The organism is Actinokineospora fastidiosa, from assembly GCF_014648415.1.
Taxonomy (GTDB): Bacteria; Actinomycetota; Actinomycetes; order Mycobacteriales; family Pseudonocardiaceae; genus Actinokineospora; species Actinokineospora fastidiosa.
Map to the genome: position 1 here is coordinate 91011 of NZ_BMRB01000007.1, position 15831 is coordinate 106841.

The 15831-nt window shown below is 72.2% G+C and carries 6 protein-coding genes; all 6 read left to right on the forward strand.

Features of this window, described 5'->3' with window-relative positions:
- The first annotated feature begins 93 nt into the window (after positions 1–93).
- The 6 genes from IEY98_RS28055 to IEY98_RS28080 are packed head-to-tail and all read left to right on the forward strand — an operon-like array spanning position 94 to position 15447.
- Positions 94–6294, forward strand: a complete 6201-nt coding sequence (locus IEY98_RS28055; RefSeq protein ID WP_189213680.1) for an Ig-like domain-containing protein — start codon at positions 94–96, stop codon at positions 6292–6294.
- A gap of 37 nt (positions 6295–6331) precedes the next feature.
- Positions 6332–7306: an AAA family ATPase gene (locus IEY98_RS28060; RefSeq protein ID WP_189213681.1), complete on the forward strand. Its 975-nt coding sequence runs from the start codon at positions 6332–6334 to the stop codon at positions 7304–7306.
- Positions 7303–8499 (forward strand): DUF58 domain-containing protein, encoded by a 1197-nt coding sequence (locus IEY98_RS28065; protein WP_189213682.1) that lies wholly within the window; start codon positions 7303–7305, stop codon positions 8497–8499. Before IEY98_RS28060 ends, IEY98_RS28065 begins: the two co-directional genes overlap by 4 nt.
- On the forward strand, positions 8496–10838 hold the full coding sequence (locus IEY98_RS28070; protein ID WP_189213683.1) for a transglutaminase-like domain-containing protein: 2343 nt from the start codon (positions 8496–8498) through the stop codon (positions 10836–10838). The genes IEY98_RS28065 and IEY98_RS28070 overlap by 4 nt, the downstream gene beginning before the upstream one ends.
- Complete coding sequence (locus IEY98_RS28075) at positions 10835–15181, forward strand: type VII secretion EssC family protein (protein ID WP_189213684.1); 4347 nt, start codon at positions 10835–10837, stop codon at positions 15179–15181. The genes IEY98_RS28070 and IEY98_RS28075 overlap by 4 nt, the downstream gene beginning before the upstream one ends.
- Positions 15178–15447: a WXG100 family type VII secretion target gene (locus IEY98_RS28080; protein ID WP_189213685.1), complete on the forward strand. Its 270-nt coding sequence runs from the start codon at positions 15178–15180 to the stop codon at positions 15445–15447. Before IEY98_RS28075 ends, IEY98_RS28080 begins: the two co-directional genes overlap by 4 nt.
- Positions 15448–15831 lie beyond the last annotated feature (384 nt).

Below are 15831 nucleotides of genomic sequence, written 5' to 3' on the forward strand. Positions count from 1 at the left end.
CGGGTGGCGCGGCGATACGCCACCCGAGAGATCAAGTATGACACCGCGCCCGCTGCGCCTGCGGGCTCGGTTTCCTTTCACGTCAGGGGAATCGTGAACTTCATCCGTCGTCACCGCACTGCGGTCGCGTCGGCGACCGCCACCGCGATCGTGGCCGGGGCGCTGGTGGCCGTCGCGATCAACTCCGACGGGTTCCAGGCGCTGCAGGTCGACCTCGACGACGGCGGGATCTGGGTGACCAGCGCCGCCGATGGCATGTTCGGCAGGCTGAACAAGCCCGCGGGCGCGCTCGACGCCGGACTGACGACCCCAGGCCCTCGCCGCGAGACGCCGATCGAGGTGGACGTCGCCCAGGACGGCGCGGCCGTGATCGCCCGCGACGTGGCGGCGGGCGTGGCGAACCCGGTCGACGTGCTCGCCGCGAAGATCCCGGAGAACAACTCGGTCCCGATGCCCGCAGGTCTGGTTCTGGACATGCGTGGTGGGACGGCAGCGGTACTCGACCCGACGTCCGGCAAGGTGTGGGCGATGCGGGTCGACCGCCGCGCGGGCGTCACCGCGCTCGGCGGTCTCGACCCGGCCCAGCCGCCGGTGGCGCAGGTGGACGCCGATGCCGCGCTCGCGGTCGGCGTGGACGGCACGGTGTGGGCGGTCTCCGCGTCCGGCAAGAGCGTGTCCGTCTCGGCGGACGGGACGGGCTTCGGCGCACCTGTGTACGGCGCGGTCCAGCCGTCGACCGTGTCGCCCAAGCTCACCGTCGTCGGCGCCACCCCGATCGTCCTCGATCCGGCGACCGGCAGGCTCGACCTTTCCGACGGCCGCGCCGCCGCACTGTCCGGTGCGGACGATTCGGCCGAGTTGCAGCAACCGGGCGTGGCCTCCGATGCTGTCGGGATCGCGACCGGCACCGCGCTGCTGTCGGTTGCCCTCGACGACGGCGCGGTCACCACCCTGTGGGACAAGGCAGGCGGCAAGCCTGCCACCCCGGTCCGGCACGGCGATTGCCTGCACGCCGCGTGGGCGGCCACGGACCCCGGTTACGTTCGCTCGTGCGCAGGCAACCAGGCGACCCCCGTTACGCTGCGATCGGCCAAGGTGCTGTCCCGTCCACGCTTCCGGGTCAATCGGGGATCCATAGTTCTCAACGATCTCGCCGACGGCGCGGTCTGGGATCTCGACACCCAGCAGAAGGTCGACAACTGGCAGAGCCTGATCCCGCCGCCCGCGCGCGACGACGAGCGTGACCCGAACGCCGACCCGGACTCCGGCGCGGCCCAGAACAAGCCGCCCAAGGCCAACGACGACCGCCTCGGTGCCCGACCGGGGCGCACCACCGTGCTGCACCTGCTCGACAATGACTCCGACCCGGCCAGCAACATTCTCGCCATCGCCTCGCTCACCGACCCTGCGGTGCCGGGCGTGTCGGTCAGCGTTGCCCCGGACGGCCAGACTGCCCAAGTGAGCCTGCCCGAGGGCGAGGTCCCGGACTTCGGCTTCCGGTACACCGTGGACGACGGCAAGGGGCTCACCGCCACGGCCGCCGTCTCGATCGAGGTGCGCGTAGAGCGGGACAACGAGGCGCCCCGCACCCGAGAGGGCTACACCGCCACCCCATGGAACGTGGTCGCGGGTGGCAGGCTGTCGATTCCTGCGCTCGCCGAGTGGCGCGACTACGACGGTGACCCGATCGCCCTGACCGACGCCGTCGCCGAGACGGGGTCGGCTAGCACCACGCCCACCGGTTTCGTGGAGTTCACCGCGCCCGCCGAGCCGGCGACGGTACCGGTCACCTTCCACGCGACAGACGGCCGCGACGAGCCCGTCGAGGGGACCGAGAGGATCGAGGTCCAGGACGCGGCGGGCACCACCCCTGCCGCCCCGGTCGCCGAACCGGACGTCGTCAGAGGACAGGTCAACCAGCCGATCATGACTCGACCGCTGGACAACGACCGCCCCGGTGCCGACCCCGCGTCACCCGCCGCCGAACTCCAGCTAGCAGGCGTCCTCAACCCAGTACCCGGGATCGACGTCAAGACCGACCTGAACACCGGGGTGGTCACAGTGACCGCTACGGCACCGGGAACCTACTTCCTGGAGTACTCCGCCGCGTTCGGCAACGCGCCGTTCAACACTGCGACGATCAGGGTCGACGCCGCGCCCGCGCCGCGAGACCCGCTGCCCCCGGTGGCCGTTCCGGACAACGGAGTGCTGCGTGGTCAGCAGCCCGCCACGGTCGACGTGCTGGCCAACGACTTCGACCCGTCCGGCGCGCTGCTCGCGGTGCAGCACGCCGCGCCTGCCGAGGACGCCGGGCAGGTCCAGGTCGCGGTGATCGCGGGCCGCTGGCTGCGGATCAGCGCGGTCGTCGCGGAACTGAGCCCCAATCCGCAGGTCATCCGATACACCGTCACCAACGGCGTGACCGGGCCGGTGACCGGCGAGGTCACTGTCACCCAACTCGCCCCGCCCGCCGATGACACCCCGGTCCCCAAGGACGACCGAGCCGTCGTCCGGGCAGGCGACTCGGTGGCCATCCCGGTGCTCGACAACGACACCACGCCGGGGGGCTCGCCGATGACACTCCAATCCAATGTGGATGGCGCACCGGGTCCGGGCATGCTTTCCGCGTCAGGGGTGGCCGATCCCGACATCCAAGTAGGCCGCGCGTACGTCACCGGGTCGGTGGTGCGGTACGTCCCACCGGAGACCGTGCAGGCCCCGCAGCAGGTGCTGATCTCCTACGTCGTGCAGAACCCCAATGGCGACCAAGCGGTCGGCCGCGCGCACGTCACCGTCAATCCGGCGCCGACCCCGCAGTCACCGAACCAGAAGCCCGCGCCCAGCTCCATCGAGGGCAGGGTGGTGGCAGGCGACATCGCCGAGTTGGCCATCCCGACCAGCGGAGTGGATCCGGACGGCGACTCGGTGACCGTCGTCGGCGTCGGGTCCGCAGCGGCCCTGGGCAGGGTCGTCGCCATCGGCGCCACGTCGGTCACCTACGAGGCGTACCCGACCAGCGCGGGCACCGACTCTGTCAGCTACCTGGTCACCGACCGCTTCGGCGCGACGGAGCTGGCCACGATCCGGCTCGCCGTGGTGCCGCCAGGCGACTCGCAGCCGCTGGTCGCGGTGGATGACATCGTCACGGCCGCGCCGGGCGCGCGGGTCACCGTCGACCTGGCCGCGAACGACCTCCGCTCGCCCGGCGACCACGTAACGGTCGAGGACCTCGCGCCGCGCAACCCCGAACTGCCGGAGGGAACCGAGCTGACCGGAACCGTTGCCCGGGTGACAGCGCCGGAGGTCACTGGAAAGCCGCTGGTGGTCGTCTACGCCGCGTCCGGCGGTAGCGGAACCCCTTCCACCGCGGCGCTGACCGTGCGCAGCCGCGAGGACTACAACAATCCGCCGCAGGTGCAGGCGTCATACGCCCGTCCGGAGCCCGGCGACCAGTCGGTGACGGTCGACGTGCTGGAGAAGGCGTTCGACCCGGACGGCCCACCCGACGCGCTGACCATCTCGGGGGGCGGCGAGCCCGGCGCCGCTGTCTCCGGCGGCGAGGTCACGCTGCCGGTTGGCGACCACCCGCGCACCGTCGCCTTCGAGGTCCGCGACGCGGGTGGGGCTACCACGATCGCCATGGTGCACGTGCTGGCCACCAACACCGGCGCGCCGTACGTGAAGCCGGACGCGCTGATCGAGGTGGGCGCCGACGCCTCGGTGTCGGTCCCGCTGGCCGAGCACGTGGTCGATCCCGCGGGCAAGCCGGTGCGGCTGACGCTGGCCACCAAGGTCGCCGCCTCGCCCGCGACCGGGCTCACCGCAAAGGCTGACGGCGACGCCAAACTGACCCTGACCGGGACCAACGGGTACAACGGCCCCGGCGCGGTGACCTTCGAGGTCACCAACGGCGACATTCGGCAGCCGGGCTCGGGGCAGACAGTCGTGTTGACCATCCCGGTCCAGGTCGGCGCCAAGGTCCCGGTCCTGCGCTGTCCGACCACACCGGTCGAGCTTGTCGCGGGAGGTGCGACCGTCCCGCTCGATATCACGTCCGTATGCCACGTCTGGACCGCCGACCGCGATGCCGACGCGTTGGACTACTTCGCGTCCTGGACCACCGAGATCCCCGCCGTCGATGTCGATGTCGACGGGCGGACGCTGAGCCTGACCGCGGGCGGCGCGGCCACCCCCGACTCGAGCGGGGCGCTGGAGATCGGCTCCGGCGAGGCGAAACCGGCCACGTTGGCGGTCGCGGTCATCGCCGCGCCCAGGCCGTCGGTCGCCCCGGTGGCCGTCGACGGGATCAAAGCGGGCGACAGCACCACCATCGACATGACCCGCTACGTGCGCTCGGCGCTGCGCGACCCGGTGATCGGCGTGGTCTCGGCGCGCCAGTCCTCGGGCATGGCGGCTGAGGTCTCGCCCGCGGGCGCCACCGTGCGGATCTCACCCGGCGCGGACACGCACGGCACGATGACCTTCGACGTCACCGTGACCGACGTCGCCGACACCGCCCGCGCCGATCGGCACGTCACCGGGCGGATCACCCTGCGCGTGCTCGGGGTTCCCGACGCGCCGGGTGTCCCGCGGCCGGGTCGCGCGGTCCTCAGCAAGGTCGTCGAGCTGTCCTGGTCGACACCACCGAACAACGGCGCGCCGATCGACGTCTACGAGATCGAATACGACGGCGGCAGCCAGACCTGCCCAGCGTCGCCGTGCGCGATCACCGGGTTGACCAACGGCACGCGGTACACGTTCACCGTCCGCGCTCGCAACCTCGTCGGTTGGAGCGAGCCCAGCGGCCGTTCGGCCCCGGCCCAGCCCAACACCGTGCCCGGAGCCGTGGGTGGGCTCGCCGCCGACCAGCCCCGCGACGGCACCCTGCGGCTGACTTGGACCGCGGCGCCCAACGAGGGCAGCCCGGTGCTCCGGCACGACATCAGCTGGACCGGTGGCGGCCGGATGAGCGTGCCCGGCGGCGCGACCACGGCCAACCCGCCCGGCCTGGACAACGACGCGGTCTACACGTTCACGGTCATCCCGGTGAACGCGCAGGGGCCCGGCCCCGCTGTCACCGCCCGGGGGCAGTCCGCTGGCGTCCCGGACACGCCCGGCGCTCCGCGCGGCGAGACCGCCCAAGCCGCCGACCGCGGCACCCAGGCGGTGACGCTGAGCTGGGAGGCGGTCGGGCCGAACGGCCGGGGACCGACCACCTACACCGTGAACCGCACCGGCGGTGGAGCGGGCAAGGTCGTGTGCGCTGATGTCACCGCCCTGTCCTGTGTGGATGCTGGTCTGGCCAACGACGGCACGATCTACACCTACACCGTCACCGCGGCCAATTACGCCGCCCAGGCCGAACCCGACGGGCACACCTCACCGCCGAGCCCGGGCACGCAGATGGAGGCGTCCAACACCCCGGACGAGTTCACCGGCGTCGCGGCCGCGCCCACGGGCCAGGAACAGCAGGCCGTCCTGCGGTTCGACGCCCCGGCGTCCCGCGGCCGGTCGAACACGGTCACCTGCTCGGCCAACGGCGGCGCGTGGGGCGGGTGCGGGACTTGGACGTTCCCGACCGACGGCGCCGCAGGCCAGGAACGGGTCATCAACGGCCTCGTCAACGGTTCGTCGAACACGCTCCGGTTGCGCAGCTGCAACGGCAGCACCCTCAACGGTGACCAGTGCACAGAGTCGCCGACGGTCACCGTGGTTCCGTTCGGTCCGGTCAAGGACCTGGCGATCGACCTGTCGACCAACGGCCCGAACGTCAGCTGGTCGGCGCGGGTCAACCCGAACGGCAAGCCCGCCACCGTGCAGGTCACCTCGACAGCGTGGGGCGGCACCCGGACCTACACCACCGGTGCGGGACCGTGGAGTGTCGGGGACACGCACAACATCGGCTATAGCACCGACTTCCGCATCACGGTGGTTGTCACCGACCCGGGGCGTGCCGAGGCCCGCCGCGACGCCTCGACCCGTACCGGGCCGCCGCCCCCGCCGCCGAGCGTGACCGTCTCCAAGGGCTCGGCGTGCAGCAACCCGCCGTCCGGTGGCAACCCGCCGTGCGGCAGCGGGACTTACAGCTGCGTCAACTGCAACTACATCGTCGTGCAGACGGCCAACTTCAGCGGTCCGGTGACCTGCCGGTTCACCACCAGCGACCTGGGCGGCGGCGGGTTCGTCAACGAGAACTTCGGGCCGAACGAACGACGCCAGACCCGCAACTTCTACGGCGGCCGCGGCAGAGCCATCGTCAACTGCGACGGAGTCGAAGGGTCGGTGCAGTGGTAGCCCGCGGAATTCATCAGGCACAGGAGGACAGGCGCGCATGACCGCCACTTTGGACCAGCAGGCGACCGTGTTCGCCCAGAGCTTCCAGCGGTTGCTGGAGAACGTCGCCACCGCGATCGTCGGCAAGGAGCACTCGATCCGGCTGGCGCTGACCTGTCTGATCTCCGGCGGGCACCTGCTGCTGGAGGACAACCCCGGCACCGGCAAGACCGCGTTGGCCAAGGCGATCGCCGCGTCGATGGAAGGCGAGCACAAGCGCATCCAGTTCACCCCGGACCTGCTGCCCTCCGACGTCACCGGCATGCGGGTCTACAACCCGCGCACGCAGCAGTTCGAGTTCCACCAGGGCCCGGTGTTCGGGACCGTCGTGCTGGCCGACGAGATCAACCGGGCCTCGCCCAAGACCCAGTCCGCGCTGCTCGAGGCGATGGAGGAGGGGCGGGTGAGCATCGACGGCGAGACCCACGCGCTCGGCACGCCCTTCATGGTGATCGCCACTCAGAACCCGATCGAGCAGGCCGGAACGTACCGGTTGCCGGAAGCGCAGCTCGACCGGTTCCTGATGAGGACCATGCTGGGCTACCCCGACCACAACGCGGCCATGCGGCTGCTCGCCGAGGCGGGCACCCGCGACCGGTCGGCCGCCGTGCAGCCGGTGATCACCCGGCGCGGCATCGCGCAGCTGAACCAGCTGGCCGACAGCGTGCACGTCGACCCGGCGATCCTGTCCTACATCCTGCGCATAGCCGAGGCATCACGCGTGCATCCCGCGGTCCGGCTGGGGGTCTCGGTCCGCGGTTGTCTCGCCTACGTGCGGTGCGTGCGGACCTGGGCGATGTCCAAGGGGCGTTCGTTCGTCCGCCCCGACGACGTCATGGAACTGGCGCTGCCGGTGCTCGGCCACCGGATGCTCCTCGACGCGCAGGCCAAGTACGTCGGCACGACCGAGGCCGACGTCATCCAGCAGCTCCTGCAGCAGACCCCGCCGCCACAGCACGGGGGCGCCGGATGATCCGGGACCGTCTTGGCCCGCTGCTGGCCGCTGTCACGCCGCTGGGCAGGTTGGTCGTGGCCGCGGGGCCGGTGCTGTGGGTGGTGGGCGCGGTGCTCGGCTGGGACGAGCTGGTGGTCCTGGGAGCCGCGGTCTGTCTGCTCGCCGCAGTCTGCCTGGTGTGGCTCATCGGGCGGACCGAGGCCCAGGCGCAGGTGGTGCTCCGCGGCGACCACGTGGTCGCGGGCAGCGTCGGGGCGGGCGGCGCGCTGCGGGTCACCGCCCCGCGCGGCTCACGTCTGGCGGTGCGACTGGAGCTGGCCCTGGGCGGGGGGACCCGGAGCTGGCGGATCGGCGCGCTGTCATCCGGCCAGGTCGTCGACCTGGACTTCGACATCGCGACCGATCGTCGCGGGGTGATCGCGATCGGCCCGGCGGTCGTGGTGCGCGACGACCCGTTCGGGCTGTTCCGGCGGGCCAAGTCATGGGAGCAGGTGCGCGAGCTGTTCGTCCACCCGGTGACGGCGCCCCTCGGCCCGCTCGGCGCGGGCATGATCCGCGACCTGGAGGGCTACGAGACCCCGAACCTGTCCCCCAGCGACCTGGCCTTCCACACGCTGCGCGAGTACGTCCCCGGCGACGACTACCGGCACGTGCATTGGGGCGCGTCGGCCAAGCTCGCGGCCACGGCGGCCCCCGGTGAGCAGGCGCGCTTCCTCGTCCGGCAGTACTTGGACACCCGCCGAGCCCGGTTGGTCGTCTGCCTGGACGCCGACCCAGCGGCCTACCGGTCCGAAGTGGACTTCGAGACCGCGGTCTCGGTGGCGGGATCGCTGGCCAAGCGGGCCGTCGCCGACGAGGTGTCGCTGACCGTGGTGACCCCGACCCACGTCGCGCATGACGCGAGCGAGCGGCAGGCGATGGACACCCTGTCCAGGGCGGTTCCCGTAGCGGCTGCGCTGGTGGAGCTGACCGCGCGGGCCGCGGCGGTCGCACCCGACGCAACCGCTGTGCTGCTGCTGACTGGGTACGCCCGGAACTACCGGCACCTGGTCGAGGCCGTCGGTCAGTTCCCGGCGACGGTCCGGCGGGTCGCACTCGCCGTCGACTCGGAGGGCGCCATGAGCTACCGCGCCACCGAGGACCTCGGCCTGGGCTGCGTGCGCGCGCTCGCCGACCTGCACCCGTTGTTCGAGGGGAGGCCCCTGCAGTGAGCCTAACCCGAGCTCGCATCGCACTGATCCCCGGCAAGGCCGACCTCGTCGACGCCGGGATGCTCAGCGCCCTGTTCCTGACCGGCCTCGTGGGTCTGGCCACCACGTACACCGGCTGGGGCTTCCTGGCGGTGGGAGCCGCGGGTCTGGTGGTCGGGCTCGTTGTCGGGCACGCGGCGAACGTGCTCGGTCAGCCGATGATCGTGGTCGGCCTGCTCACCGTCGCGGGGTTCTTCCTGCTCGGCGGCGCGCTGGTGCTGCGCGAACAGGCCGTGGCCGGGTTCCTGCCTGATCTGGACACCGTGCACGGGCTGGCCGAGGCCGCCGTCGGCTCCTGGAAAGAGTTGCTGACCACGCTGCCGCCGGTCGACGGGGTCGGACCGCTGCTGGTCATCCCCTACATCCTCGGCCTGTGCTGCGGATCGGGCGGGTTGGCGATGGCCCGTCGGTCGTGCTGGACCGCCGCCCCACTGCTGGCGCCGTTGCTGGTGCTGGTCGCCGTCGTGCTGCTGGGCACGGCGCGGGCACCGCTGGCCACCGTCGTCGGCGGGGTGTTCGCGGTCCTGGCCCTGCTGTGGTGTGCGATCCGCGCCGCGCGTCGCACGGACAGCGCCGCCGGGGGCGCTAGCCGGGTGGCGAGCGCCAGCGGACTGGTGCTGATCGTCAGCGCGCTCGCCGCCGTCGCCGCTCCGCTGCTGCCGGGCACCGGCGGGCCGCGCACCGTGCTGCGCGACTTCGTGGAACCGCCGCTCGATGTGCGGGAACTGGCCAGTCCCCTGGTCGGCTTCCGCAAGTACTCCAAGGACGCCAACCACCTCTGGGACCAGGAACTCCTCCGCGCCGACGGGCTACCCCCGGGGGCCGCGGTCCGCATAGCGACGCTCGACGACTACAACGGGTCGGTCTGGACCGCGAGCGCGGTCACCGCCGCCACCGCTCCCGGACAGCCCCGGCAGGGGTTCCAGCGCATCGGGCGCCGTATCCCGACGACGTCGGCCGGAGCGCCCGTGACCGTGCGGATCACCGTCGGCGCGGCGTACGCGGCCACCAGCGACCTCAACGCCTGGTTGCCGACCGCGGGCGAGCCGTCCGCGATCGCCTTCACCGGGGAGCGAACCGGTGGCCGCGGTCGGGATCTGCGCTACAACCTCGCCACCCGATCAGCGATCGTCGTTGACCACCGGCTCGGTCGCGGCGAGACCTACACCGTCGACACCCTCTTCGACACCCGCCCGCTGCCCGAGGACCCGGTGCCGTTCGGACCCGCGCCTGCGTTGCCGATGACCCAGGACCTGGTGTCCGGCAAGACCGCGCAGTGGGCGGGTGACGCCGTCACCATCGGACAGAAGGTGCGCGCCGTGGCCGCGTACCTGCGCGACAACGGCGCCTACAGCGACGGCGGCCCCGGCGAGGTCAGCTTCCTTCCCGGGCACAGCCTTGCCCGGCTGGACGGCTTCTTCCGCGGCGACCAACCGGTTGGCGACGACGAGCAGTACGCCGCCGCGTTCGCCTTGGCCGCCAACAGCCTGGGGATGCCCGCTCGGGTGGTGTTCGGCGCCGTTCCCGGCGCCGACGGGGTGGTGCGCGGGGAGCACGTGCACGCCTGGGTCGAGCTACACCTGGCGGACGGAACGTGGGCGACGGTGCCGACCGCCGACTTCACCCCGGACAAGTCGAAGAAGCCCAATCAGAGACCGCCCACTCCCAAGGAGAACACCGAGGCCGCGGTGGTGCCGCCGCCGAATGTCGTGCGCCAGCCCAGTAGCCTTTCGGCCGCGGACCTGGGGGTTCCGGTCACCCCGCCGCCACCTCCACCGCCGCCACCCCCGACGCTGCCCGAGTGGCTGGTCTTTCTGCTGACCTACGTCCTGCCGCCCCTCGCCGCGATCGCAGGCGTCCACCGGCTGGTCTTGGCCGCGAAGGCGGTACGCGCTCGCAACCGCCGCACCCGGGGCTCCCCGGCGCAGCGGCTGGAGTACGGCTGGCGCGAACTGCTCGATCGCGCCCGCGACCTCGGCGCCGTGCTCCCGGGCGGACTCACCCGCACCCAGCAGGCCGCGGGGCTCACCGCCTGGGCGGGCGGCGATCAGCGCACCACCGTCGCGCTGACCTGGCTGGCCGACACCGCCGACCGCGGCGCTTTCGGCCCAGCCGCCCCACCTCCGGACGTGATCGCCCAGTTCTGGGCGGCGACTGACACGCTGGTGCGTGGACTTCGATCCCGCCGCTCCGTCTGGCGACGGCTGCGCGCGGACGTGTGGCTGGGGACGTTCCTGCCCCACCTGCGGTTCAGGGCGCCCCGCGTCACCCCGCCCACCCGCGTCGAGGTGGCCGGATGAAGGTCAAGTTCACGCTGGCCGACGGATCCGCCCCGGACGTCGACCTCCAGGTGACCGTGGACGCGGCGACCACGGTCGGCGACCTCGCGGCTCACCTGGTACGGGTCGACCCGCGGATGCGGCGGCCGGTCGCGCCCGGTCCGCTGACCCTGGCGACCGTGCCCGGCCACCTCGCTATCGACCCGCACCTACCCGTGGGCGACAGCGGGGTGCGCTCCGGCGCGACCGTGACCGTGGTGCCCTTCGGGACCGCTTACCGCGACCGGCCCACGGCGAGTCGGGCCGTCCTGCACGTGATCGCCGGGCCGGACGCGGGCGCGGAGTTCGCACTGAGCACGGAAAGCAGCGTGATCGGCCGCGACCCCGCGGTCGATGTGGTGCTGACCGACCCGCTCGTGTCCTGGCACCACGCCCGCGTACATATCGCCGAGTTCGCCGAGGTGTTCGACCTGGGCTCCACCAACGGCATCGAAGTCGACGGCACCTCGTTGCCCAAGGCCGTGCTGCGCACCGACGACACGATCACGCTCGGCGACACGGTGCTGCGTGTGCGGCTGCTGCGTCCGGCGGGACCGGCGGGGGACACCGCCGTGGAGTTCGTCCGCTCGCCCCGCGTCGAACCCCGCCACACCGGCGTCGAACTGACCGCGCCGGAACCGCCGCAGCGACCCCGGGCGCAGCGGATGCCGATCATCCCGCTGCTGGCCCCGCTCCTGCTGGGCGGAGCGCTGTTCCTGGTCACACCGTCGCTGATGTCCGTGCTGTTCATGGCGATGAGCCCGCTGATGATGATCGGCTATGCGGTCGAGTCGGCACTCGCGGTCAAAGCCGAGTTCCGCAAGGCGGTCGCTGAGTTCCGCGTCAACCTCGCGGAGTTGGTCGAGCAGGCCGAGCACGCCGCCACCGTGGAGCGCGCGGCCCGCCAGGTAGAGCATCCAGGGCCGGACGCCTGGTTCGACGCCGTTCGCGGCGCGGGAACCCTGCTGTGGTCGCGGCGCCCGGACGACCGCGGTTTCCTGGAAGTGCGATTGGGAACCGGAACCCGCCCCTCGCGCACCACGATCGAACTGCCTGCCCTGGCCCGCGCCCCGCGGGACCTCGCCGCCGAGCTGCGCGAGGCCGTGGCCCCGTTCGCCACCGTCGCCGCCGTTCCGGTGGTCGCAACACTGCGCGACAACGCGGTCGGCGTGGCAGGCCCGCGTCCGGCCGCGCTCGCCGCCGCCCGGGCCGCGCTGATCCAACTCGCCGTGCTGCACTCACCCGCCCAGGTCGTCCTGTGCGGGATCGTCGCCCGCGCGCACGTCGCCGACTGGGACTGGATCAAATGGCTGCCCCACACCACGTCCCCGCACAGCCCGCTGGGTGCCCGCCACCTTGCCGCCACCACCGGCGATGCCGTGCGGCTGCTCGACGAAGTCGACGAACTGGTCGACCAGCGCGCAGACAGCGGCGTCCAGCTACCCGCCGTGGTGGTGCTCGTCGAGGACACGGCCCCGGTGGAGCGCAGCAGGCTGGTCGAACTCGCCGAACGGGGCAGCCCGCACGGCGTGCACGTGCTCTGGGTCGCCGCCGAGGTGCCCCGGCTCCCGGCGGCCTGCCGCGAGTTCGTCGCCGTCGAGCCGACCGGCGCGTTCGCGGGCTTCGCGCACTCGGGGGACCAAGCCGACCCGCTGGCGGTCGACCAGGTGGACGCGGGCGTGGCCCACGAACTCGCGCGCAGGCTGGCGCCGCTGGTCGACACCGGTGCGGGCGTCGACGACGACAGCGACCTGCCCGCCTCGGTGGCGCTGCTCGCGGTGTCCCAGGACCCGGTGCGCCCCACCGCCGCAGCGATCCTGAACCGGTGGGGGGAGGCGCGCTCCGGCGGTGGGCTGCGCGCGGTCATCGGCGTCTCGGCCAGCGGACCGCACTCCATCGATCTGCGCGCCGACGGCCCGCACGCGCTCGTCGGCGGCACCACTGGGTCCGGCAAGAGCGAGCTGCTGCAGACGTGGCTGCTCGCCATGGCCGCGACCCACAGCCCGCAGCGGCTGACCTTCCTGCTCATCGACTACAAGGGCGGCTCGGCGTTCCAGGAGTTCGAGCACCTGCCGCACACCGTCGGCCTGGTGACCGACCTGAACCCCAACGAGGTGCGCCGCGCCCGGGTTTCCCTGGACGCCGAACTCAAGCATCGGGAGGAGCTGTTCAACCAGCACCGGGTCAAGGACCTCGCCGAACTGGAGCGCATCGCGCCCGCCCACGCCCCGCCCAGCCTGGTGATCGTGGTCGACGAGTTCGCCGCGCTGGTCGCCGAGCTGCCCGCGTTCGTCGACGACATGGTCAACGTCGCCCAGCGCGGCCGGTCCCTCGGCGTGCACCTGATCCTGGCGACCCAGCGTCCGACCGGCGTGATCAGGGAGAACCTGCAGGCCAACATGAACCTGCGGCTGGCCCTGCGCACCGCGGACGAGACGAACAGCATCGACATCCTGGGCTCGCCGATCGCCGCCTTCTTCGACCAGGCCCGGCCAGGACGCGCGGTGTCCAAGACCGGGCCGGGACGGCTGGTGCCGTTCCAGGCGGGCTACGTCGGCGGCTGGACGCCGGACGAACCACCGCCGCCGGAGATCGGCGTGGTCGAGCTGCGGTTCGGTTCTGGTCCGGAGTGGACCGTCAAGCAGTCGAAGCGCGCCGTCGAGCCGGGGCCGTCCGACATCACCCGGGTGGTGGCCGCCATCGGCGCCGCCGCAGCTCAAGCCGCGCTGCCGCCGCCGCGCAAGCCGTGGCAGCCCGTCCTCGCCTCCCTCTACGACTTGCGCGACCCCGAGGTCGGCCTCACCCACACCGACCAGCACCTGACCTTCGGCATCCGTGACCTGCCGCACCGCCAGGCCCAGCGGCCCATCGCGTTCCACCCGGACTCCGACGGCAACTTCGCCGTCTACGGGACCGGCGGCTCCGGCAAGAGCACGCTGCTGCGCACCATCGCCGCCGCCGCGGGCATGACCGGCGGTGGCGGTCCGTGCCACGTGCACGCGCTCGACTTCGGCGCCCGCGGTTTGGCCGTGCTGGAGGTCCTCCCGCACGTGGGCAACGTCGTGCCCGGCGGTGACGCCGCGCGGGTGCGCAGGCTCATCGAGTGGCTGCGGGCCGAAGTCGACGAGCGCGCCGCCCGATACTCGCGGGTCAACGCGGGAACGGTCGTGGAGTACCGCGAGCGCGCCGACGCGCCCGCCGAACCGCGCATCCTGCTGCTGCTTGACGGTGTGGGCGCCTTCCGCGCCGAGTACCACGGGACCGCCGACAACAAGTGGTTCGACCTGCTCGTCAGCATCGCCAACGAAGGCCGACCGGTCGGTGTGCACGTCGTCCTGGCCGCGGAGAACGCCGCCGCCCTGTCCACGCTGGCGTCGGCGGTGCAGACCCGCGTGGTGCTGCGCATGGCCGCGGCCGATGACTACGCCATCCTGGGCGCTCCGCCTGATGTGCTCACCCCGTCCTCGCCGCCGGGGCGCGGGGTGCTGCGCGGCGAGGAGATCCAGGTCGCTCTGTTCGGTGACCGGCTCGACACCGGCAGCCAGGCGCTCGAACTGCGCCGCTACGCCACTCGCCTGCGCGAGCAGGGCGTCGGCCCGGCCCCGCACGTCGTGCGTACCCTCGGCGGCGCGATCCCGCTCGCAGATCTCCCGGTCGCCGTCGACGACCGCCCGGTCGTTGGCCTGCACGCCTCACTGGAGCCGTTCGCGCTGCGCCCGGAAGGCGGCCTGCTGGTGTGCGGTCCGCCCGGCTCCGGCCGCACGACCGCGCTGCGCACGCTCGCCACCGCCGTGCGCAGACACGATTCGGGCGTCGAGATCCACCTGGTGACCGGCGGGAGACGGTCCGCCGTCGCGGGCCTGCCCGCGCTGACGTCTACGGTCATCGGCGATCCGGCGGTCGCTGAGTGGTCACCGAAGTTCGCCGCAGAGGTCACCGCCGATTCCCGGCGGGTGGTCCTGGTGCTGGAGAACCCGGCCGCCTTCGGGCCCGCCGTCGACGGCCCGCTGTTCGCCCCGACCGATTCACCCCTGCTCCAGGTGGTCAAGGCATGTCTGGACGAGGGCGGTCTCGTCATCGCGGACGTCGATCTCGCCACCTGGAATCGAGAACTGACCACGGAACTGCGCACCGCGCTCACCGCCCAGCGCACCTGGTTGGTACTCGCACCCACTGCCGCAGACCTCGGCCACGTCGGGCTCGACGCACTGCCCAAGGTCAACCGGGCCGACTTCCCGCCGGGGCGGGGCCTCTACGTCCACGGCGGCAGAACCTCGGTCGTGCAGATGGCGACGACCGCGAACCAGGAAGGAACACCGACATGACCGGTTTCATCGGTATGGACCCGCAGGCGGTCCGCACCTTGGCCACCCAGCTCACCGCCAACGCCGACCAGATCGACAGCCTCGCCAACGCCCTCAACGCGCAGTTGCAGGGCACCCAGTGGGTCGGGCAGGACGCGTCCAGCTTCCGCTCCGACTGGGAGTCGCGGCACCGACCGCAGCTGGCCGCTGTCGCCTCGGCACTGCGCGACGCCGCGACCCGCGCGACCGTCAACGCCCAGCAGCAGGAGCAGACGTCCTCTGCATGATCGCAGTCGACGGGGCCGAGCGGTGGTCCCATGACGACCGCTCGGCTTCTGGCTCGGATCAGGTACCTACGGTCGTTCCTGAGTCTGAACAGCTGGGCAGTGGGAGCGGCACGGCCAGGGCAAGGTGGTTCGACCGGAAGATCCCAGCACCTCCACCACGGTCGCCCCGGCGCATGCCTCATCCGATTATGAACCACGAGTACGACACCTGATGGGCTCGCGACGGGCCGACGTCGGGATTCGTCGCGCTTTGTCGTGCCTTTGTCGCCTCAATGACATGTTGCGCCGCCGAGCCGGGGCCCCTTGATGTCACGATCGCCTGAGTCGCCGGTCGTTGATGTCGGCGACGATGGTGGCAAATAGCGTTGATCGCTGGGGATGACG